This window comes from Candidatus Pelagibacter sp. FZCC0015 (genome assembly GCF_007833635.1).
Lineage (GTDB): Bacteria > Pseudomonadota > Alphaproteobacteria > Pelagibacterales > Pelagibacteraceae > Pelagibacter.
The window spans coordinates 991861-1013188 of record NZ_CP031125.1; the positions used below are offsets into that span (position 1 = coordinate 991861).

At 31.4% G+C, this 21328-nt stretch carries 21 protein-coding genes; 16 read left to right on the forward strand and 5 right to left on the reverse strand.

Features of this window, described 5'->3' with window-relative positions:
• Positions 1–15: 15 nt before the first annotated feature.
• Positions 16–885, reverse strand: coding sequence for a 2OG-Fe(II) oxygenase (locus DT059_RS05225; protein WP_145597369.1), 870 nt, complete (start codon positions 883–885; stop codon positions 16–18).
• Positions 885–1829 (reverse strand): ketopantoate reductase family protein, encoded by a 945-nt coding sequence (locus tag DT059_RS05230; protein WP_145597371.1) that lies wholly within the window; start codon positions 1827–1829, stop codon positions 885–887. The genes DT059_RS05225 and DT059_RS05230 overlap by 1 nt, the downstream gene beginning before the upstream one ends.
• A gap of 87 nt (positions 1830–1916) precedes the next feature.
• Between DT059_RS05230 and DT059_RS05235 the strand changes: the two genes are divergently transcribed.
• Genes DT059_RS05235 through DT059_RS05245 form a run of 3 tightly spaced genes read left to right on the forward strand, consistent with a single transcriptional unit; the run spans position 1917 to position 4154 of the window.
• A complete protein-coding gene (locus tag DT059_RS05235) occupies positions 1917–2894 on the forward strand; it encodes a DUF1907 domain-containing protein (protein ID WP_145597373.1) in 978 nt (325 codons plus the stop codon).
• Between the two features lie 28 nt (positions 2895–2922).
• Positions 2923–3339, forward strand: a complete 417-nt coding sequence (locus tag DT059_RS05240) for a MarR family transcriptional regulator (protein WP_072090655.1) — start codon at positions 2923–2925, stop codon at positions 3337–3339.
• Entirely contained in the window at positions 3339–4154 is an 816-nt protein-coding gene (locus tag DT059_RS05245; protein WP_145597375.1) for a 3-methyl-2-oxobutanoate hydroxymethyltransferase, read from the forward strand. The genes DT059_RS05240 and DT059_RS05245 overlap by 1 nt, the downstream gene beginning before the upstream one ends.
• Here the strand turns inward: DT059_RS05245 and DT059_RS05250 are convergent.
• Both DT059_RS05250 and DT059_RS05255 read right to left on the reverse strand, forming a co-directional pair.
• On the reverse strand, positions 4151–4942 hold the full coding sequence (locus DT059_RS05250; RefSeq protein ID WP_145597377.1) for an HpcH/HpaI aldolase family protein: 792 nt from the start codon (positions 4940–4942) through the stop codon (positions 4151–4153). The two genes, DT059_RS05245 and DT059_RS05250, sit on opposite strands and share 4 nt — an antisense overlap.
• Before the next feature lie 2 nt (positions 4943–4944).
• Complete coding sequence (locus DT059_RS05255; protein WP_145597379.1) at positions 4945–6387, reverse strand: NAD-dependent succinate-semialdehyde dehydrogenase; 1443 nt, start codon at positions 6385–6387, stop codon at positions 4945–4947.
• 92 nt (positions 6388–6479) lie between these two features.
• Here DT059_RS05255 and iolD point away from each other — a divergent pair, with 92 nt between their 5' ends.
• Positions 6480–8324, forward strand: a complete 1845-nt coding sequence (iolD, locus tag DT059_RS05260) for a 3D-(3,5/4)-trihydroxycyclohexane-1,2-dione acylhydrolase (decyclizing) (RefSeq protein WP_145597380.1) — start codon at positions 6480–6482, stop codon at positions 8322–8324.
• A gap of 6 nt (positions 8325–8330) precedes the next feature.
• Positions 8331–9488 carry a Gfo/Idh/MocA family protein gene (locus tag DT059_RS05265; RefSeq protein WP_145597382.1) on the forward strand — a complete coding sequence of 386 codons (1158 nt, stop codon included), beginning with the start codon at positions 8331–8333 and terminating at the stop codon, positions 9486–9488.
• Positions 9489–9502: 14 nt separating this feature from the next.
• On the opposite strand, the gene DT059_RS05270 is transcribed toward DT059_RS05265, so the two are convergent.
• The gene (locus DT059_RS05270) at positions 9503–10507 is read right to left on the reverse strand and encodes a 4-hydroxythreonine-4-phosphate dehydrogenase PdxA (RefSeq protein ID WP_145597383.1); all 1005 of its coding nucleotides are present in this window, start codon (positions 10505–10507) and stop codon (positions 9503–9505) included.
• A gap of 69 nt (positions 10508–10576) precedes the next feature.
• Between DT059_RS05270 and DT059_RS05275 the strand changes: the two genes are divergently transcribed.
• From DT059_RS05275 to DT059_RS05325, 11 genes are all read left to right on the forward strand, one after another.
• A complete protein-coding gene (locus tag DT059_RS05275) occupies positions 10577–11551 on the forward strand; it encodes a Bug family tripartite tricarboxylate transporter substrate binding protein (protein ID WP_145597385.1) in 975 nt (324 codons plus the stop codon).
• 23 nt (positions 11552–11574) lie between these two features.
• Positions 11575–12081: a tripartite tricarboxylate transporter TctB family protein gene (locus DT059_RS05280; RefSeq protein ID WP_145597387.1), complete on the forward strand. Its 507-nt coding sequence runs from the start codon at positions 11575–11577 to the stop codon at positions 12079–12081.
• Positions 12082–13560: a tripartite tricarboxylate transporter permease gene (locus DT059_RS05285; RefSeq protein ID WP_145597388.1), complete on the forward strand. Its 1479-nt coding sequence runs from the start codon at positions 12082–12084 to the stop codon at positions 13558–13560.
• On the forward strand, positions 13557–14306 hold the full coding sequence (locus tag DT059_RS05290) for an SDR family NAD(P)-dependent oxidoreductase (RefSeq protein WP_145597390.1): 750 nt from the start codon (positions 13557–13559) through the stop codon (positions 14304–14306). Before DT059_RS05285 ends, DT059_RS05290 begins: the two co-directional genes overlap by 4 nt.
• Positions 14307–14308: 2 nt before the next feature.
• Positions 14309–15211 carry an ROK family protein gene (locus DT059_RS05295; protein ID WP_145597391.1) on the forward strand — a complete coding sequence of 301 codons (903 nt, stop codon included), beginning with the start codon at positions 14309–14311 and terminating at the stop codon, positions 15209–15211.
• 182 nt (positions 15212–15393) lie between these two features.
• Positions 15394–16650, forward strand: a complete 1257-nt coding sequence (locus tag DT059_RS05300) for an ABC transporter substrate-binding protein (RefSeq protein ID WP_145597393.1) — start codon at positions 15394–15396, stop codon at positions 16648–16650.
• Between the two features lie 72 nt (positions 16651–16722).
• Positions 16723–17598: a carbohydrate ABC transporter permease gene (locus DT059_RS05305; RefSeq protein ID WP_023854022.1), complete on the forward strand. Its 876-nt coding sequence runs from the start codon at positions 16723–16725 to the stop codon at positions 17596–17598.
• The gene (locus DT059_RS05310) at positions 17588–18493 is read left to right on the forward strand and encodes a carbohydrate ABC transporter permease (protein WP_023854021.1); all 906 of its coding nucleotides are present in this window, start codon (positions 17588–17590) and stop codon (positions 18491–18493) included. Before DT059_RS05305 ends, DT059_RS05310 begins: the two co-directional genes overlap by 11 nt.
• A gap of 2 nt (positions 18494–18495) precedes the next feature.
• Positions 18496–19590 carry an ABC transporter ATP-binding protein gene (locus tag DT059_RS05315; protein WP_145597395.1) on the forward strand — a complete coding sequence of 365 codons (1095 nt, stop codon included), beginning with the start codon at positions 18496–18498 and terminating at the stop codon, positions 19588–19590.
• Position 19591: 1 nt separating this feature from the next.
• Positions 19592–20353 (forward strand): SDR family NAD(P)-dependent oxidoreductase, encoded by a 762-nt coding sequence (locus DT059_RS05320; protein ID WP_023854019.1) that lies wholly within the window; start codon positions 19592–19594, stop codon positions 20351–20353.
• A gap of 5 nt (positions 20354–20358) precedes the next feature.
• Positions 20359–21327: an aldose epimerase family protein gene (locus DT059_RS05325; RefSeq protein WP_145597397.1), complete on the forward strand. Its 969-nt coding sequence runs from the start codon at positions 20359–20361 to the stop codon at positions 21325–21327.
• The last annotated feature ends 1 nt before the right edge of the window (position 21328 follow it).

Below are 21328 nucleotides of genomic sequence, written 5' to 3' on the forward strand. Positions count from 1 at the left end.
ATCATTCACAATATTTCAATGTTTTGGTGCTGTGGTTAAATAGTTCGCATCATGAAAAGAGGTTAACATTCTTTTTTTGGTACTAATTATGTGAGGATAATATGAGATACCTTTGTAATTCCATATAACTGGTTTATTTAATGCATAACTTCCATAAATAAAAAAACGCTTTGGACAGTTTTTTTCTACAAAGCGCTTAACTCCATGATAGGAGTTTGGAGTAGATTGGAAAAAAACAACAGTTCCTTTCTTTGGGGTGAAAGCTTTGACTACTTCCAGTTCACCTATTTTTGGAAATCTTCTGAAACTTTTTCTTAAATTTTTCTTAGATTTTTTTCTATAAATTGTAAGTGATCCTCCATTTTTTTTTGGAATATCTGTCAGGTAAATTAAGAAATTATATAATCTAGTTATATCATCTCTATGAGGACGTAATCTATATCCTCCTTTAGAAACTGAAAAATCAATATCTAAATTAACTTTTGGGTTAGTGTAATTATTTCCTAACAATTTTTTTAATTCGCTTGAATTTAGTTTCTTTTTAATAGTAAATTTTTTTTGATTAAATATTTTTGGTTTGTGAGTGTTTGTCCAAGATCCATCTTTAAAATTTTTAGAAAAAAGAGTTTCAATTTTTTTATAAAAAGTTTTGCTATTAAAAAGTTTAAATAGTTTTGCAGAATTATTTGAAGATTTAATATAGTTATTAAAATTTTTTGAGCCTTTGTTAATTCTGCTTCGACCACCCATAATCATGTCGTCAAAGGCTTTAGATTTACTAATCTCATCAATTAATAAATTACAAGTATTTTTCTCAACAACTTTATCTCCAACCAATACAGGAAAATTACTTTTAATTTTTTTTAATCGATTGATTTTAAGCATTAACTATACATACCTTCTTTAACCTTAATCATTTTATACATCAGGTCATTTAAAGGTGTTTTTACTCCATGTTTTTTTCCTATTTTAGAAACCGCTCCACTAATAAAATCAATTTCAGTTTTTCTTTTGTACTGAACATCAAAAGCCATTGAAGATTTGTTAGTTTGCATAGAATCTACAATTTTATTGAACATAAATAGACATTCATCTTCAGAAACATTAACTCCATCAGCAAGTGCCACTTCTCTTGTCTCTAAAATGATTTCTTTACCAAGTCCTCTTGAAACATCATTAGCCTTATTATTTACGTAAAGATCAGTGTGATGTAGATCAAATATAGCTGAAAGAGGACCTATTGCTGTTAGAGCAAAAAGCTTCATCCATTTTCTTTTTTTTACATCTTCAGCTGCAATCATTTCAAGATTATGTGCAGTAAAAGTATCAGCTATTTCTGTAATTCTCTTTGTTATTCCTCCTTCATATTCTCCAATCCATGAAGGTAATGCGCCATGGTTCATTATATGACCTGGTCCTAAAATATTTGAAGCTTGCGTCGTTGTTCCACCGATTACCTTTTCATTTCCAACGATACTTTGAATTATTGCCTCATGACCAATCCCATTTTGAAATGACATGAAGACTGTTTTTTCACCAATAATATTTTTAATACTTTTTAATGCTGGTTCTAATGCAGTTGCTTTACACATAACAATGACTGCATCCATTTTATCTAACGATGATGGATCTGAAGTAGCATTAACTTTAATTATACGATCTCCTCCATGACCATCCATTTTTAAACCATCTTTATTAATCGCATCAACATGTTCTTTCCAAACATCAATTAAAGTTACATTTAAACCTTTTTCAGCTAGCAACCCTCCAAACAGACATCCCATTGCACCTGCACCTAATACTGCTACTTTTAAATCTTTATTTATCATCGTTACCTTTTTAAAATTATTTATGTATAGAAATTATATATATTATCTATAGACAATATGCAAAATAAATTATAGCCTATTAACATTATGCAATTAAAAATAGAAAAAGGAACTTTCACAAATCATTCACTTGAAGATATAGCGAGTGCATTAAAAAAAGGACTTTCAGAAAATTTTAAAAATGTTGAAGTAGAAGTTGTAGTTTGTCCTAATCTTCGTGAATGGGATTGTCCATCTGAAGGAATAAGCGGTAACCAAAAAATTATAGATGTTGGTGGTGAGCCATACATGCATGATCCTAATTTTATTGGTGCAGAATTTGATTATGAAGAAATTTCAAAAATGATCGGATCAGAAAAATCTTATGCTTTAGGCGCAGGATCTGGTGCAATGTCGTGTTTGGATGGTCACTGTGGTGAATTAGTAATTAATGAAAATTTAATTACTAATGAGTCTAGATCTATAATTGCAAGAGTAAGTCCTGATAAAAAATGTATCGTTGAAAAATATAGCGCAAGAAAACATGGTGGACTTGGAAACATTTATTATACCGATGGTAAACAAGGAAAAGTAATTAAAATAAAAATCAAAGGAAGATCAGGAGATCAAGGTTCATTGCCACAAGCAATGAGGTCTTCATTGTCAAATAATTTAAATCTTAAAGCAAATGAACAGATTGCTCTTGCAGGTGTATTTAGAATTCTAGAGGGAAAAGTAAGATCTCATGTTCAACCAGATTATAAAGATATCAAACATGAATACTATGATCCAAAACAAATGAAGTGTGTAAAAGATTTTCTTCAATTTTATGAACCTGTTGGTCCAAAGTTACAGTGTTATACAGTTCTTTGGACTGGAGATCCTACAGGAGGGGAGTTAAATTTAAGAGAGTCTGGTGAACATACTCACTTTCATTCTTATGAACATGATAAAGACGCTGGACATTATCATTTTGATGTCACACCTGAAGAAATAGAATATGAAGGTTATTTTAATACTGCTACTGAAGTACATAGAGTAAATAACATTTATAAAGAACTATTAAGTAAAAATAGTATTGAATAGAAAACTCAATGAGTTTAAATTTATTTAAATGAAAAGACAGTTCAAGTATCCTAAGCACTTTGAAGAACAAAAAAAAATTCCAAAACTTACTCAAAAAAGAATTCAATTAGCAGAAATATCACTTGGAGATTTTGAAGGAAGATTAGCTAACGAGTTATTGAATTGGTTTTCTTTAACCCCACAACATTGGATAATGTTGCATATGGTGATGCTTGCTTATTACAAAAATAAATCAATTACAAAAAATCAATTACTTAAAGTGATAGAGAAATCATATTTAACCTCAAATGTTTATATCGATACTGCAATAAAAAAAGGTTATTTTAGAATTATAAGAAATGAGCGAGATAAAAGATCTATATTTATATTACCATCAGTAATTACCATTAAAACCTTCGAGGAATTTATTGATAGGAGAGATATTCTTTATAAAGGTGTTAAATAATGAAGAATATCTATACTTGGGCTGCTAAACCGGCAAAACGAACTTTGACTGTTGGGGATTTAAAAGCAGCAAAAGGAAAAAGAAAATTTACACAAGTTACAGCGAATAGTGTTGAAGAAGCCGAGGCAGCTGAAAAGGCAGGATTCGATATGATTATATCAAATGCAAAAAATGTAATTCCTGTAAGAGAAGGTTCAAAAAATTTATTTTTAACAGCTGCTTTAGTTTTAAATGAGTTTGTAACTGCAGAGGATGTTATGCGTGGAGCTTTTAAAGCATTGGAGAATGGTGCGGACGCAGTCATGACTCCAAGAAGTATGGATATAGTTGAAATGCTGGCTAAAGAAGATGTTCCAGTAATGGGGCATTTAGGTTTAGTTCCAAGAAAATCTACTTGGATTGGTGGCTTAAGAGCTGTGGGTAAAACTGCTGATGAAGCGTACGAACTTTTTCAAAAATTTAAAAGATTAGAAGATGCAGGTGCTTTTTCGGCTGAGTGTGAAGTAATACCTGAAAATGTAATGGGTGAAATTTCAAAGCGTACAGATATAGTTACTGTTTCATTAGGTTCAGGTAAAAACGCTGATGTAATGTATTTATTTATGGAAGATATCTGTGGCGATACAGAAAATCCCCCAAGACATTCAAAAGCGTATGGAAATTTATTGAAACTTAGAAATGAAATAAAACTAGAAAGAGTAAAAGCTCTTAAGGCTTTTAAAAAAGATTCAATGAATGGAAAATTTCCAGGAAAGAAACAATCTTCAAATTTAGAAAAAAAACAATTTGAAGAATTTATAAATCAACTAGATTAATAAGCTTTAGACTCTTCTTTTTTTGAAGAACCTTTCATTTTTTCTACAACTGCTTTTGCACCAGCACTTAAAGCTCTCTGATCAGCTCCAATAGTTACAAAATTAAAACCTTTACCTATCATTTTTTGTGCATATTCAGGTGTACCATTATGAATACCTGCAAATATATTGTTCTTCTTTGCGTGCTCTAATATTCTTAATATTTCCGAATAAGCCTTTGTGTTTTCTGCTCTATCAAAACCAGGCTCTTCACCTATTGCTAAACTTAAATCAGCTGGTCCAATATAAATTCCATCAACGCCTGGTGTTGACATAATTTCATCTAGCTTTTCTAAAGATTCTTTTGTTTCTATCATTGCTAGTTTAAGCATTTCATCATTTGCATGTTTTGCATAATCTGAACCTCCATAGATTAACCCCCTGACAGGACCAAAACTTCTATAACCATGAGGAGGGTACATGCAAGCTTGAACAAATCTTTCTGCTTCTTCTTTATTACTTACCATTGGACATATAATTCCATAACAACCCGCATCTAGAATTTTCATTATTTGACCTGGTTCATTCCAGTTTACTCTAGCCAAAGGGGTTACATCTGTTGTTGAAATTGTTTGAAGCATTGGGAGTGCATTAGTGTAATCAACTAAACCATGCTGCATATCAATTGTCAGAGAATCCCATCCTTGGTGAGCCATTACTTCTGCTGAAACGGTACTAGGTATTTGAAGCCAACCATTGATAACAGGTTTCCCCGCTTTCATCATTTCTTTAACTTTATTTTTTCTCATTTTTAGATTTTTAAGCCCATGTGAGTATATTTCACATTTAGATAATCTTTGATAGCACCTGATCCACCTTCACGACCATAACCAGTTTGTTTTATTCCTCCAAAAGGTGCTTCAGCAATAGCAACAACTCCAGTATTAACTGCAACACAACCAGACTCTAGTTTTTCAGATCCAATATGAGCTTTATCCATAGAATTTGTATAAAGGTAACTGCATAAACCTAAGTCGTTATCATTTGCTCTTTCAATTACTTCATCAAAGGTTTTAAAAGTTAATATTGGAACTAGTGGACCAAAAGGTTCTTCCTTCATTATTGTAAAATTATCTTTTACATCATCAAAAACAGTTGGTTCGTAATAATATCCTTTATTAAAACCAGAAGGTCTTTGTCCACCCATCAATACTTTAGCTCCTTCTTTTTTAGTTGTTTCAACCAACTTTTCTATTTCTTCTAATCTCTTAGCAGTAGTTAAAGGTCCAAGATCCACACCTTCATCCATACCGTTTCCAATTTTTAATTTTTTTGCCCTTTCAATAAAAGCATTAACAAAATCTTCTTTTCTATTTTCTTGGATATAAAATCTATTAGGTGAAATACAGACTTGACCGTTATTTCTAAATTTACCAGTTATTGCTATATCAGCTACTTTGTTCATATCTACATCTTCACATACAATAAAAGGTGAATGTCCGCTAAGCTCCATAGTAACTCTTTGAACTTTATCAGCTGCTTTTTTTAAAATAATTTTACCAACTCTAGTAGATCCAGTAACTGATACTTTTTTAATTATATCAGATTCCATTAATTCATTTGATATTTCAGCAGGATCACCTGACAAAAGACTTACAACACCATCAGGCACGCCAGCTTCTTTACAAATGTTTACTAATTCCATTACAGCACCAGGGGTAATTACGTCTGGCTTACAAATTACAGAACATCCTGCAGCTAGAGCAGTAGAAATTTTTCTAGATGCTAAAACTATTGGGAAATTCCAAGGAACTAAAGCTGCAACAACTCCAACTGGTTGATAATAAACATGAACCCTTGTATCTGGAAATCTACTTTGTTGAGTTTGACCATAAATTCTTTTTGTTTCTTCAGCATTCCACTCAAAAATATCAGCTCCACCACCAACTTCACCAACTGCTTCCGCAAGAGGTTTTCCAACTTCAAGAGTTAACCATTTTGCAATAACATCTTTTTTCTCTCTCATCATGTCTGCAATTTTTCTAAGCACATATGCTCTTTGCCAAGGCGCAGTGTTTTTCCAAACTTCCAAACCTTTTTCTGCAGACTTTAATGCTTTTTGTACTTCAATAGATGAAGCTTTTGATGCTTTTCCAATTACTTCTTCTGTTGCAGGGTTGATTACGTCGTAAGTTTCTTTTTTTTCAGCTTGTTGCCATTTACCGTCAATGAATTGTCCAAATTTTTCGTACATAGAATTTATTTTTAAGTTTACTTAATTAGGTTTTTTAATTTATAAATAGAATTATATATAAACATTATACATATTAAAAGATAAACATATTTATGAAAAAAATTACCCTCACATGTGCTCATGCGATAGTTAAATATTTAATTTCTCAGAAAATATTAATTAACGGTAAAAAAGAACCTTTATTTCCAGGTGTCTTCGGAATTTTTGGACATGGAAATGTAGCATGTTTAGGTCAGGCACTAGAGGAAAATAAAAAAGATCTTCCAACATATAGAGGGCATCACGAACAAAATATGGCACTTACAGGAATTGGCTATGCTAGAGCAAAAAGAAGACAACAAATTTTTGTAGCAACATCTTCTGTTGGACCTGGGGCAACAAATATGGTTACAGCTGCTGCAGTTGCTATGAGTAACAGATTACCAATTTTATTTTTACCTGGAGACACTTATGCAAATAGAATGCCAGATCCAGTATTGCAACAAGTTGAGCATTTTAATAATCCTGGTATTACAGCTAATGATGCGTTTAAACCTGTAACAAGATATTTTGATCGAATAACCAGACCAGAGCAGATTATTCAATCATTTCCAGCGGCAGTTCAAACTATGTTAGATCCTGCAGATTGTGGTCCTGCATGTATCGCTTTAAGTCAAGATATACAAGGACAAACTTTTGATTACCCTGAAGAATTTTTCAATGAAAGAGTCCACGCGATTAGAAGACCAAGACCAGATGAATTTCAAATTAAAGAGGCAGCAGAAAAAATTAAGTCATCAAAAAATCCAATTATAATTTCTGGTGGTGGAGTTTTTTACTCAGATGCAATGGATGAGTTAAGTCAATTTGCAATTAAACACAACATACCAGTTACTCAAACAGTAATGGGATATTCTACAATGAAAAGGGACCATTCTCATTTTGCTGGTCAGATTGGTGGTTTAGGTGGAAAAAATACAAATACATTAGCAAAAGAAACAGATTTAGCAATTGCAGTTGGAACCAAACTTGCAGATTTTACAACTGGATCATGGGCAAATTTTGAAAACGAAAATTTTAAACTGGTTTCAATAAATGTATCAAGATTTGATGCTAACAAACATTTAGCGCGAGCGGTCATTGGAGATGCTAAAGTTTCATTAACAGAGCTTTCACAAGCACTAGGTAGTTGGAAAGCTGGAGAAGAATGGAATAAAAAATCTCTAACTGAACTCAAATCATGGAATGAACATATAGATAAAGAGAGCGCGCCAACAAATCAAGAAGTTCCAAGTTATGTTCAGGTAATTGGTGCAATTTACAGAAACTCTGACCCAACAGATATTGCTGTTACTGCAGCAGGAGGTTTAGTTGGTGAAGTTGTTCAAGTTTGGAGGCCTAGAGAATTAAATACTCATGAAACAGAGTGGGGCTTTAGTTGTATGAGTTATGAAATTTCTGGAGCGCTTGGAATAAAAATGGCTAATCCAGATAAAGAAGTAATTTCTTTTGTAGGAGATGGCTCTTATCTTTTAAATAACACAGATATATATTCATCAGTTATTACAAAAAATAAATTAATAATTATAGTTTGTGATAACGGTGGGTTTGCAGTTATCAATCGACTTCAATTATTTAAAGGTGGTAAAGAATATAATAATTTATTAAAGAGCTCTAATACTCCTGGACTAGTTGATGTTGATTTTGCAAAACATGCAGAAAGTATGGGAGCTAAATCTGAACATGTTAATTCAATTTCAGATCTTGAAGCTGCATTTAAGAGAGCAAAAGCATCCGATGTAACATACGTTATTTCGATAAAAACCCATGCTTACAAATGGGTTGAGGGATCAGCTTTTTGGGATAGCCCTACACTAGAAATTCCGACTACTAAAGAAAACGAAGAAGCTTTAAAACTTTACAAAGAAGGAAAAGGCAAACAAAGACAAGGTGTATAAACCTGTATGAACAAAGTATTTAAAGTTGGTCTCATAGGGTGTGGTCATATTTCTGAAACTTATTTTAGAGCTGAAAAATATTTTAATAATATCAAAATTGTAAAGTGTGCAGATATCAATCATAACAACGCTCTTAAGTGTGCGAAGATTTATAAAATCCAAGCTTTAAGTGTAAGAGATTTATTAAAAGATAAAGAGGTTGAAATAATTTTAAATTTAACCATTCCTAAAGTGCATTATCAAGTTGCAAAGCAAGCTTTACTAAATAATAAACATGTTTATTCAGAAAAACCATTAGCTATTAATTTTAAAGATGGAAAAGATCTACTTAAAATAGCTAAAAAGAAAAAACTTTATATTGGTAATGCACCAGATACATTTTTAGGTGGCGGTATTCAGAAATCAAAAGAATTGGTAGATAAAAAAATAATTGGAAAAATAAAATTAGGTAATGCCATTTTTGCTTTTCCTGGAGTACAATCTTATCATCCAAACCCTGAACCATGGTTTTCAAAAAAAGAAGGTGGCCCAGTAATTGACATGGGTCCTTATTATTTAACAGCTTTAGTGAATTTATTAGGACCAGCAAAAAAAGTTACTGGAAGCATAGTTAATGGAGTTAAAAGAAGAACTATTGGAATAGGCCCAAGAAAAAATAAAACATTCAAAGTTGAGTGTTCAACAACATATTTATCAACCATTACATTTGAGAACGGAACAATTATTAGATTAACTTTGTCGTTTGATGTAATCGCTCATCAAAGAAATCATATTGAGCTATATGGAGATAAAGGCTCTATGATTGTACCAGATCCAAATATGTTTGGAGGTTCAGTTTATATTTGTAAAAAGTTAGGGGATCCTTGGAAAGAATACAAAACTAATAAAATGCCATTAGGAAAAATTAATATTAGAACACAAAGTTCTAGGGCAAACGAGTCACCAACTAATGCAAATTATAGAGGAGCAGGTCTGGCGGAAATGGCTTATTCAATTGAAAAAAAAAAAATAAACAAATGTAATGGAGAATTATCTTTACATGTTTTAGATATTATTCAATCTACAATGAAAGCTTGTAAAACTAATAAAACACAATTAATTAAAACAAGCTGTAAAAAACCAAAACCTTTCACTCTTAAAGAAATCAAAAAAATATTAAATTAATAAAAATTGAGTTTTTAGTTTATTGATTTATTTTTGTTTTCAGCCATTGATAATGCAATCTTAAATGAATTTAAAATTGGTGCTAAGTTTGCCTTATTTTTTCCCGCAATAGCAAATGCAGAACCATGAGCAGTAGTTGTGACTGGTACAGTTAATCCACCTTGAACTGTTACCCCTCTATCAAAACCAAATGCTTTAAGACCAGATTGAAGTGCATCATGATACATGCCTACCATACAATCATGATTTTTATTTTTGTAAGCTACTACGAATGATGTATCACATGGTAACGGACCATCAACATTGTAACCAAGTTTTTTTGCTTCCTCAATCGCAGGAATTATTTCATCTTTTTCTTCTGTACCAAACTCCGCATGGGGATTAAGTGCTTGAATAGCAATTCGAGGTTTCTTCACACCGTTTAGCTCCATAACTTCATTAATTAATTTTATCGGCTTCATTATATTTTCTTTTGTAATATGTTGAGCCACTTCTTTAATAGGAATATGAGATGTTACTCTTGCTGTCCAAAAATTATCTATAACATTAAACTCACAACAGAAACTATTTACGTCAAGTTTTTCAGCCATTAATTGCAATTCATCTGAGTGTTTATTTCCTCCAAGTTTTAAACTTGTTTTATTCATTGGCGCAAAATTAATAGCGTCTATTTTTTTTTCTTTAGCAAGGGTTAAAGCTAAATCTAAAGCCTCCAATACACTCTCACCGGATTCTTTTGATGGTTCAGCTAATTTATATTTATGATTTTTTCCTTTAGAAATATCTAATAGAAATCTATTTGCTTTATTAAAATCAATTTCATCAAAATTTTCAACAACATCTATATTATGTGAAATTCCTGTAATACTATTTCCGTTTTCAAATACGTGTTTTTCACCAATGATGACGATGTTTGCTTTTTTAGTCATTTCATCATTTAAAAGTTTTGAAATTAATTCTGGACCGATGCCTGCGGGATCACCTAGTAGTAAAGCAATGTTAGATTTGTTTTGAGCCATTTTTTTCTTTACGTCTTGTATCAGATTATGTTTAAATTATTAAATATAAATTAACTAAAGAGGGAAATAATGAAAAAAAGCTTTAAACTATTTTTAGCAGCTGCTTTTCTAGTAACTGAATTTTTTGTTGTAGCTCTTCCATTAATGATCACATCGGCTAAAGCTGACGGTCATCCAATACAAGCAATTACTCACGCAGGTTTTGGTGGTGGAACTGACGTTACTACTAGAATGATGTTATTAAGAGCAAGAAGAGTTCTTAAGCAGGATATGCAATTAGTAAACAAAAAAGGCGGTGGTGGAGCAGCATCTATGGATTACATGATGTCTTTACCTGCAGATGGTAACCACACTTTAACTTGGACAACAGGTCATGCTGTATCTATGGCTTTAGGTAAAACTAAAGTTAAGTTAAGTGATATGCAACCACTTGCTAGAGGAACTGATGATCCTCAATTATTTGTTGTAAATTGTAAAAACGATATCAAAGATGCTAAAAAATTTATTAGCACACAAAAATCAAAATCACTAAAGTATGGAACTACTCACACTGGTGGTATTGATGATGTTAGTGCAATTGCATTTACAAAAAAAGGTGGATTAAAAGATCCAACTATCGTTGCTTACAAAGGTGTTGCACCAATTAAAACTAACCTAATCAAAGGAGATATTGATGTGGGTGTTTTAAACTTAGGTGAAGCTTTAACTGAAATTAATGAAGGTAAACTTTGTGTATCAGTTGTACTTGCAAACGAAAGAATGGCTAAAATTGGAGACTCTCCAACAGCTAAAGAATTAGGAATACCTGTTTCTTTATCTACTGTTAGAGGATTTGTAACTAAAAAAGGTGCTCCAGCAGACAGAGTAAAACAATTAGAAGCTGGAATGCTTAAAGCAATGAGTCACAACTATTACAAAAATTTCTTAACAGAAATTGGTCTTGATGACACTAGTGTAGTTGGTGCTGACGAGTGGGGTAAGCAAATGGAAGAAATGCTTGCGGAAATGACTGCTCAGCTTAAAGCTTTAGGTTACATTAACTAATCTAATTAAAAGTACATTTGCATATGATTAATGTACGAAAACAAAAAAGGGCAAACAAAAGTTTGCCCTTTTTTTTTAAAGATGAATTTAAAGTTTCATTTGTAATTATTTTTGTATCAGCGATTTTACTTATAACTACTTTTACATTCGACATAGTACCTCCAATTTTAAATAGAGGAATTCAGCCAGCAACATTTCCTAAAGCATTACTAATTTTAATAATAACAATGACATTAATTATTTATTATTTAGCAACTAAAAATCCTTGGAAAGTTGAGAAAAAATTACCAAAATCATTCTTTCTAACTTTATTAAGTTTTGTAATTTTTATTGTAGTTTCTAAAACACTTGATTTCTTTTTAGCAATCTCAGCTTTATCTATATTTGTTTCTTATTGTTGGGGAGAAAAAAGATTATTTTATTTATTATTAGTTGGGATTATTTTTCCAATTATTGTTTTTATATTTTTTGAAACGATTTTGGGTTTAAGATTTCCTCCAGGAATAATTACGAACATTTACTATAGCTAAATGGATAATTTATTATTAATGCTGGCACCACTTTTCAGTTCTAAACTGTTATTAGTTTTATTTTTTGGAACATTATTCGGTTTGATATTAGGTGTGTTGCCTGGGTTAGGACCAACAACAGGTGGAGCATTAATCTTACCTTTTACAATGACTCTAGATCCATTATCTGCAATTGTTTTATTAACATCTATTTATTGTGCTGGAACATATGGTGGTGCAATAACTGCTGTACTTATAAATACTCCTGGAACCCCAGCAGCTGCAGCAACTTGTTTAGATGGCTATCCATTAGCACAAAAAGGTGAAGCAGGAAGAGCTTTGGGTATGGCAACAGTATCAAGTACTGTGGGAGGTATTTTCAGTGTAATTATATTAGTTTTCTTTGCACCTATATTAGCACAACTCGCTTATGAGTTTGGTCAGCCAGAATATTTTGCATTAGCAATATTTGGTTTAACAATGCTTGCATCAATTGGTGAAGGTAGTCCAATTAAAAATTTAATTGCAGGTGCATTTGGAATATTGATTTCTACAGTTGGTAAAGATTTTATGACTTCAATTGATCGTTTTACTTTTGGGATCAATGAATTAACTGAGGGAATAGGTTTTATACCAGTAGTAGTTGGACTTTTTGCAATGAGTGAAATGTTAACTCAATCAACTTTAATCAATCAAGTATTTAACAGAATAGCTTTAAAAGCAATTAAGCTTCCAAGCAAAGATGATTATAAGAAAACTTGGAAAACAATATTACGATCAAGTGGAATTGGTTCTTTTATAGGGGTATTGCCAGCAGAAGGAGGAACAGTTGCCTCTTTGATTGGATATTCTGAGGCTAAAAGATTTTCAAAAAAACCAGAAGAATTTGGGAAAGGTTCAATTGAGGGTATTGCTGGAGCAGAAGCGGCAAATAATGCAGCAACAGGAGGTGCGATGGTTCCAACCTTAGCTCTTGGTATTCCTGGTAGTGCAACAACAGCAGTTATTCTAACTGGATTAATTATCCATGGTGTTAGACCTGGACCAGATTTATTTAGAGAGCAACCAGATTTCTTATATGGAATTTTTGGCTCTATGTTGATCGCGAATATTCTTTTCTTCATATTTGGTTTTTTTGGTGCAAAAATTTTTGCAAGAATAACTTTGGTTCCTAATAAAATTTTGTGGCCAATGATTTTTGCAGTTTCAGTTTGTGGAACATATTCACTTAATCAATCAATAATAGATGTTTGGATAATGTTATTTTTTGGTGTGCTTGGTTTCTTTATGAGAAGATATGGTTTTTCAGTTGTACCAGTTATTATTGGATTAATTTTAGGGGAATTAGTTGAAGGAACGTTAAGACAATCCTTGGTTATTTTTGAGGGTAATTGGTTGATGTTTTTTACAAGACCAATTGCTTTAACATTCTTTATTTTGTCTTTAATTGCTTTGGCTTTTCCTTTAATAAGATCAAGAAAAATTAAAAAGAAAAAATGATTAAGTTTGATTTAAATAATAGAGTGGCAGTTGTTACTGGCGGAGCTCAAGGATTTGGTTTAGCAATAACCGAAAGATTTATCGAAGCAGGTGCAAAAGTTGTAATTTGGGATATTGATGAAAGTGCAGCTAAAGAGGCTATAGATAAAGTGAAATCAGAAAATCTAAGTCATCAAATAGTAGACGTAACAAATTTTGAAATAGTAAATAAAAATTTAGTAGAAATAGAAAAAAAACATGGAAAAATAGATATTTTCGTTAACAACGCAGGTATTGCAGGGATGAATACTACTGTAGCTGAATATCCTTTAGATGAATGGAAAAAAGTAATGAACTTAAATTTAAATTCTGTTTTCTATTGTTGTAAAGCAGTTGTTCCATTTATGCTAAAAAATGATTATGGAAGGATAGTTAATATTGCATCAATTGCTGGAAAAGAAGGCAATCCAAATGCAAGTGCATACAGCACATCTAAGGCAGGAGTTATTGGTTTAACAAAATCTCTAGGTAAAGAGCTTGCGCAAAAAAATATAGCTGTAAATTGTGTAACACCAGCAGCAGCTAAAACAAGAATTTTTGATCAAATGACTGAGGAACACATCAATTATATGTTATCAAAAATTCCTAGAAACAAATTTGCAAAAGTTGAAGAATTAGCATCATTAGTAACTTGGTTAGCTAGTGAAGAAAATTCTTTTTCAACTGCAGCAGTTTTTGATTTAAGTGGTGGAAGAGCTACATATTAGTTATGCAAGTAGGTATTGATGTAGGAGCGACTAAAATTGAGAGTGTTGTACTTCAAGATAATGGAAATGAAAAACATAGATCGAGAATATCTTGTCCAAAAGAGTATACTCAAATTATAACTGCGATAAGAGATATTCATAGACAATTAGAACAGGAATTTAAAAGAGAACTTCCAATTGGAGTTTGTCATCCAGGAGTTCATTCTCCTCAAACAGGATTAGTAAAAAATGCTCCTAATATTACCTGGTTAGAAAAAAAACCTTTTCAAAATGATTTACGTAAAGCACTTGGTAAAGAAGTGTTTTGTGAAAATGATGCTAATTGTTTTGCTTTGTCAGAAGCTATAGATGGATCAGGCAAACACTACAAAATTGTTTATGGTATTATCTTAGGATCTGGAGTTGGTGGTGGTTTAGTTATTGATAAAAAAATAGTAAGTGGACCAAATGGTGTTGCGGGAGAATGGGGTCACAATCAAATTCCTTATTTTGCTGCAAAAAAAGAAAATTTTGACTCAAGCAATGCCAGAGAAGCAGAAATTGAGAGTTTTTTATCTGGATTAGGACTAGCTAAAAGATTTAATAAACTTTACGGAAAAAACTTAAAAACGAACGAAATTTTCGAATTAAATAGAAAACATGATTTAGACGCTGAAAGATTTATCGACGATTTCAAGGTAAATTTAGCAATGTCTCTTTCAAGTATCATTAATATTTTGGATCCTGATGCTTTTGTTTTTGGAGGAGGAGTTTCAAACGAAATAGATTTTTTACATGAAATAGATTCACTAGTTAGAAAATTTGTGATCGGTAGAGAATACGAAGGTGTATTTTTAAAACCTAGATATGGAGACGCTAGTGGCGTTAGAGGTGCTGCAAGACTGGGTAGAAGCGCGACATATTAAAAATACAACTCTTAATTGAATTATAAAAATAAATATTTTTTTAAAACCAAAAAAAAATTAAAAAATTTTCTTAAAAAATAAATTCAACTTATAAGTGTAATTAATTTTTTAATTATCAATTGAACGTTAATCTACTTATAGTTTCGAATATAAAAAACTAGTTAACTAATAAAGAGGAAGATATGAAAAAACTATTGATCGCTTTAATTACATTAGCGTTCACATCTACTTCATCAATTGCAGGACCTAAGATCGAGGTATTGCACTGGTGGACGTCTGGTGGTGAAGCTGCTGCACTTAAAGTTTTAAAAGATGATTTCGCTGCAAACGGCGGTGAATGGATGGACATGCCTGTAACAGGTGGTGGTGGAGACGCTGCTAACGTTGCACTTAAAGCAAGAATCGTTGCTGGAGATCCTCCATCAGCATCACAAATTAAAGGACCTACAATTCAAGAGTATGACCAAGAAGGTGTTGTAGCTCCATATAACATTGACTCAGTTGCTAAATCAGAAGGTTGGGACAATTTATTAGATCCAATGATTGCAGCTATTCACAAGTGTGAAAATAACAGCGGACCTTATTGTGCTGCTCCAGTAAATATTCACAGAATTGACTGGATGTGGGCAAACAAAGCTGTATTTGATGCAAACGGTATTTCAGTTCCAACTACTTGGGATGAGTTAAATGCTGCTGCTGAAAAATTACAAGCTGCTGGTATCATTCCATTTGCGCACGGTGGACAAGCTTGGCAAGATGCTACAGTATTTGAAGCAGTTGCTATGGGTCTTGGAGGAAATAATTACTACAAAAACTGTTACGTAGATCTTAAAGAAAGTTGTTTAAGAAGCGAAACAACAGTTAAAGTATTTGACCAAATGAGAAAGCTTAAAGGCTTTACTGATGAAGGTAGTCCAGGAAGAGACTGGAACGTTGCAACTGGTATGGTTATTGAAGGAAAAGCTGGTTTCCAAATTATGGGTGACTGGGCAAAAGGTGAATTTACAGCTGCTGGAAAAGTTCCAGGTGTAGATTACTACTGTGCAGCTACTCCTTCAAACAATGGATACTTATATAACGTAGATAGTTTTATCTTTTACAAATCTAGTGATCCAGATAAACAAGCTGGTCAAAAGTTACTAGCTAAGCTTATGATGGGTAAAAACTTCCAAAAAGTTTTTAATCTATACAAAGGTTCTATCCCAGCTCGTTTAGATGTACCAATGGATGAATTTGACAAATGTGCAAAAACATCTAACGCAGATATTAAAACTGCTGGTGCTAGCGGTGGATTAGTTCCAAGCTTTGCTCACGGTATGGCTCAAGGTAATACTATGAAAGCTGCCCTACAAGATATCATCACAGAGCACTTCAACTCTGATATGTCATCTGTAGATGCTGCTAACGCTTTAGCTGACTCAGTTTTAGCTAATATGTAGTACATAAAAATTAAAAGGCCACTTTTGATTAAGTGGCCTTTTTTTTAAATCTAAAAATAAAAAATATTTGTAATGTTCAAGTGGTTAGAAAAAAATTTACCTAAAATTGTAATGGCTCCTGCTGTTGGGTTAATAGGTTGGTTTGTATATGGCTTTGTACTTTGGACTTTATATATATCTTTTACTAATTCAAAAATTTTACCGAAATATGAATTATGGGGTTTTGGGCAGTATGAAAAGTTATGGGCATCTCGAAAATGGCTTATATCAGTAGATAATTTGCTTGTTTTTACAGCTTTATTTTTAATTTTTTGTATTGTGATTGGTATAATTCTAGCAATCTTTCTAGATCAAAAAATAAGAGCAGAAGGGGTTTTAAGAACAATTTATTTATACCCAATGGCTTTATCATTTATCGTAACAGGTACTGCCTGGAAATGGATTTTAAACCCAACCCTTGGTATTCAAAAAATGTTTATAGATTGGGGCTTTGAGAACTTTACTTTTGATTGGCTGGTTAATAGGGAAATGGCAATTTACACCATAGTCATTGCAGGTGTTTGGCAATCCGCAGGATTTGTCATGGCTTTATTTTTAGCAGGATTAAGATCCGTTGAGGATGAAATCGTTAAAGCTGCAAAAATTGATGGTGCTGGTTTGTTTACAGTTTATTGGAGAATATTGTTACCAATGATGAGACCAGTATTTTTTACAAGCTTTGTAATTTTAGTTCATATATCAATTAAAAGTTATGATTTGATTGTCGCCTTAACTCAAGGTGGTCCAGGTATCTCTACTACGATGCCAGCTTTATTTATGACACAAACCGCATTTCACAAAAGTCAAGTTGGGTTATCTGCAGCAAGTGCGATGATGATGTTTATGGCAGTAGCTGCAGTCATTATTCCATATTTATATTCAGAATTAAGGAGAGAAAATGCAAGATAATACACAATCATCTTCTTACCAGCAGCTTGAACAAAAATCAAAATACACAAATATGTTTTTAAGATGGTTTTTGTATTTTGTTTTAATTCTATTTGCTTCTTATTTTATTTTTCCTTTATATGTAATGATTGTTACCTCATTAAAAACGATGGAAGAAATACGTCAAGGAACACTTTTATCTTGGCCGAGTGGATTAAATTTTGAATCTTGGGCAGTTGCTTGGGGAGGAAGAGGATATGGAGCAGGAGATACTTTTTTAAGACCTTATTTTTGGAATTCCATTAAGATGGTGGTACCTGCTGTATTTTTTTCTACCTTTATTGGAGCAATGACTGGATATGTTTTAACTAAATGGAGATTTAAAGGTGATAGTTGGGTGTTCTTATTTTTATTATTTGGATGTTTTATACCTTTTCAAGCAATATTACTTCCAATGGCTAGAACTTTGGGAGTATTAGGTATTTCAAATTCAATAATTGGGTTAGTTTTAGTTCATACCGTTTACGGTATTCCATTTACCACTTTATTTTTTAGAAATTACTATGTGTCAGTTCCAACAGAATTAGTAAAAGCTGCAAGAATTGACGGAGCTGGTTTCTTTAAAATATTTTTCAAAATTTTACTTCCAATATCAGCACCGATAATTGTGGTAACAGTTATTTGGCAGTTTACTCAAATTTGGAATGACTTTTTATTTGGATCAACTTTTTCATTTGGTGAAGCAGCACCAATTCAAGTTGCTTTAAATAACATGGTTTTATCTAGTACAAGTGTTAAAGAATACAATGTTGATATGGCGTCAGCAATCATAGCAGGAGTGCCAACACTTATTGTGTATGTTTTAGCAGGCAAATATTTTATTAGAGGATTAACTTCAGGAGCAGTGAAAGGATAACAATGAAAACATTAAAAATTGAAGATCTATCAAAAAATTTTGGGTCTACAGAAGTATTAAGAAAAATTAATTTAGAGATAGATGAGGGAAATTTTTTAGTTTTATTAGGTCCTTCAGGATGCGGAAAATCTACATTACTAAATATTATTGCAGGTTTAGAGACAATCAACGAAGGTAACGTTTTTATTGATGATTATAATGTCAGTAAAGTAGAGCCAAAAGACAGAAATATTGCAATGGTTTTCCAATCATACGCTTTATATCCTTCGATGAATGTAAGAGAGAATATGATTTTTGGTCTGAAACAAGCAAAGACTTCAAAAGAAAAAATTGAACAACAGCTAGAGAAGGTATCTAAATTTTTACAAGTTGATCAATTATTAGAAAGAAAACCATCTCAATTGTCTGGAGGACAGAGACAAAGGGTTGCTATTGGAAGAGCATTAGTAAGAGAACCTAGAATATTTTTATTTGATGAACCTTTATCTAACTTAGATGCAAAATTAAGAGTAGAGATGAGAAGAGAAATTAAAAAACTTCACCAACAATTAAAAACAACAGTTGTATATGTAACTCATGATCAAACTGAAGCGATGAGTTTAGGGACAAGAATTGCAATTATGAATCATGGTGTTATTCAACAAAATGATACACCTGAAAATATTTATAATAAACCAAGCAACACATTTGTAGCTGATTTTATTGGATCACCATCTATGAATTTAATTAAAGGAATTTTAAAAGAAAGCTCAGGTGAAATATCTTTTTCAGTAAGTGGTTCTAATGTTGAAATTCCAATTAAAGATTATGAATTTATAGATAAATCTAATTTAAATAATAAAGAAGTTTTCTTTGGTATAAGACCAGAACATATTTACTTTAAAAAATCTAATGAAAGTGATTTTGAAATTAATTTAAGAGCGGATTTAAGTGAGTATATCGGTCACGAACAGATAATGACTTTTGATTATGCTAATCAAGAAATCTTAGCTAAATTTCCTTCAACAATTAAAATTGAATTATCAAAAGAAACAAAATTATATTTTGATTTAACTCAAACATCATTATTTGATGCTCAAACTGAGGAGAGAATATAAGATGAAGGTTAAATATTCTGATTTAAAAAATAAAAGAGTGTTTATTACTGGTGGCGGTTCAGGGATTGGAGCCTCAATAGTCGAACATTTTTGTGAACAAGGAAGCGAAGTTTATTTTGTAGATATTGATCTAAAAGAAACCAAAAAACTTTTAAATAAAATTAAGAAAAATAAATTTAGAACTCCAACATTCATTGAATGTAATTTGTTAGATATTAATAAATTAGAAAAAACAATTAAAAATATTATTGCAAAAAAAGGTCCAATACATGCTTTAATTAATAATGCAGCTAATGATGATAGACACACAACAGATCAGGTTGATGAAAAATATTGGGAAAATAGAATGGCAATTAACTTAAAACATTATTTTTTTGCAGCTAAAGCTGTTGTTAAATCTATGAAAAAAATGAAAGCTGGTTCAATTGTAAATTTAAGTTCGGTGTCATGGATGCTAGGTGAAGGTGATAAAGTTGTTTATGAAACTGCAAAATCTGCAGTAGTCGGTTTAACAAGATCTTTTGCACAAGAGTATGGAAAATATAATATCAGAACCAATTCAGTAGTTCCTGGATCTATAGCTACTGAAAGACAAATAAAACATTGGTTAACACCAAAGTACAAAAAACTTATTTTAGACAGCCAAGCTTTAAAAAGACAATTAAAACCTAATGATGTAGCTCAAATGGTGATGTTTTTAGCATCAGATCAATCATCTGGATGCACAAAACAAAGCTTTATTGTTGATGGTGGTATAACTTGATCTAGGTGAAAGTTGAAAGTTCTACAATTCAAAATAAATTTCTAAGAGTTCAAACTCTTAATTATGGCGCTAGTCTTTTTGAAGTTTATCACAAGAAAAAGAAAATAAATTTAATTTTAAATTTAGGATCAAAACAAAACTATCGGTACAAACATCCAAGTGTTGGATCTACTTGTGGAAGATATGCAGGTAGAATTTCCAATGCAAAATTTAAGATAGGTAATAAAAAATTTAATTTAAATAGAAATGAGGGAAAAAATATACTGCATGGTGGTAAAGTTGGTTTCTCAATTCTTCCATGGAAAAAATTAAATCAAACAAAAGATAAAATAGTATATCAACTTCATTCAGCAAATGATGATCAAGGCTTTCCGGGAGATCTTGTTGTCAATTGTACTTATCAATTAATAAATAAATATCTAATTATAAAATATGAATACAAATCCAATAAAAGCACTCATGTTAATTTAACCAATCATAGTTATTGGAACTTAGAAAAAAATAAAAAAAATATGATTTATAGTCATGAGTTAAAATTAAACTCATATAAATATCTTCAAATAAATAAAAATTTAATTCCAACTGGTAGATTTAAAAATGTAAACAAATCTATTTACGATTTTTCGAATTTTGAAAACATTAGAAAAAAATTAGATTATTTTAAAAATAAAAAACTTAATGTTAAATTTAAAGGTTTTGATAACACTTTTGTTGTAAAGAAAAATATTAGAAATTATGTTGGAACTTTAAAAAATAATAATACTAACATTCAAGTTGATTTTTTTTCAAATTTACCCGGTGTTCAACTTTATTCAGCACAAAATCTAAATTACAAAAAAAAATTATTTCCCTATCAAGGTATTTGTTTAGAAACACAATATTTTCCTGATGCTCCTAACAAAAAAAATTTTCCTAGCACTTTAATTAAACCTAATAAAAGGTATACATGCTTTACAAAAATTAAAATTAATTAAT

Excerpts from the sequence above, each read along its gene's own strand:
- DT059_RS05275 (WP_145597385.1), top strand. The coding sequence starts at position 10,577 with ATGAAAAAAAGCTTTAAACTATTTTTAGCAGCTGCTTTTCTAGTAACT.
- DT059_RS05235 (WP_145597373.1), top strand. The coding sequence starts at position 1,917 with ATGCAATTAAAAATAGAAAAAGGAACTTTCACAAATCATTCACTTGAA.
- DT059_RS05290 (WP_145597390.1), top strand. The coding sequence starts at position 13,557 with ATGATTAAGTTTGATTTAAATAATAGAGTGGCAGTTGTTACTGGCGGA.
- DT059_RS05295 (WP_145597391.1), top strand. The coding sequence starts at position 14,309 with ATGCAAGTAGGTATTGATGTAGGAGCGACTAAAATTGAGAGTGTTGTA.
- iolD (WP_145597380.1), top strand. The coding sequence starts at position 6,480 with ATGAAAAAAATTACCCTCACATGTGCTCATGCGATAGTTAAATATTTA.
- DT059_RS05285 (WP_145597388.1), top strand. The coding sequence starts at position 12,082 with ATGGATAATTTATTATTAATGCTGGCACCACTTTTCAGTTCTAAACTG.
- DT059_RS05245 (WP_145597375.1), top strand. The coding sequence starts at position 3,339 with ATGAAGAATATCTATACTTGGGCTGCTAAACCGGCAAAACGAACTTTG.
- DT059_RS05225 (WP_145597369.1), bottom strand. The coding sequence starts at position 885 with ATGCTTAAAATCAATCGATTAAAAAAAATTAAAAGTAATTTTCCTGTA.
- DT059_RS05255 (WP_145597379.1), bottom strand. The coding sequence starts at position 6,387 with ATGTACGAAAAATTTGGACAATTCATTGACGGTAAATGGCAACAAGCT.
- DT059_RS05315 (WP_145597395.1), top strand. The coding sequence starts at position 18,496 with ATGAAAACATTAAAAATTGAAGATCTATCAAAAAATTTTGGGTCTACA.
- DT059_RS05270 (WP_145597383.1), bottom strand. The coding sequence starts at position 10,507 with ATGGCTCAAAACAAATCTAACATTGCTTTACTACTAGGTGATCCCGCA.
- DT059_RS05320 (WP_023854019.1), top strand. The coding sequence starts at position 19,592 with ATGAAGGTTAAATATTCTGATTTAAAAAATAAAAGAGTGTTTATTACT.
- DT059_RS05230 (WP_145597371.1), bottom strand. The coding sequence starts at position 1,829 with ATGATAAATAAAGATTTAAAAGTAGCAGTATTAGGTGCAGGTGCAATG.
- DT059_RS05250 (WP_145597377.1), bottom strand. The coding sequence starts at position 4,942 with ATGAGAAAAAATAAAGTTAAAGAAATGATGAAAGCGGGGAAACCTGTT.
- DT059_RS05240 (WP_072090655.1), top strand. The coding sequence starts at position 2,923 with ATGAAAAGACAGTTCAAGTATCCTAAGCACTTTGAAGAACAAAAAAAA.
- DT059_RS05280 (WP_145597387.1), top strand. The coding sequence starts at position 11,575 with ATGATTAATGTACGAAAACAAAAAAGGGCAAACAAAAGTTTGCCCTTT.
- DT059_RS05310 (WP_023854021.1), top strand. The coding sequence starts at position 17,588 with ATGCAAGATAATACACAATCATCTTCTTACCAGCAGCTTGAACAAAAA.
- DT059_RS05305 (WP_023854022.1), top strand. The coding sequence starts at position 16,723 with ATGTTCAAGTGGTTAGAAAAAAATTTACCTAAAATTGTAATGGCTCCT.
- DT059_RS05265 (WP_145597382.1), top strand. The coding sequence starts at position 8,331 with ATGAACAAAGTATTTAAAGTTGGTCTCATAGGGTGTGGTCATATTTCT.
- DT059_RS05300 (WP_145597393.1), top strand. The coding sequence starts at position 15,394 with ATGAAAAAACTATTGATCGCTTTAATTACATTAGCGTTCACATCTACT.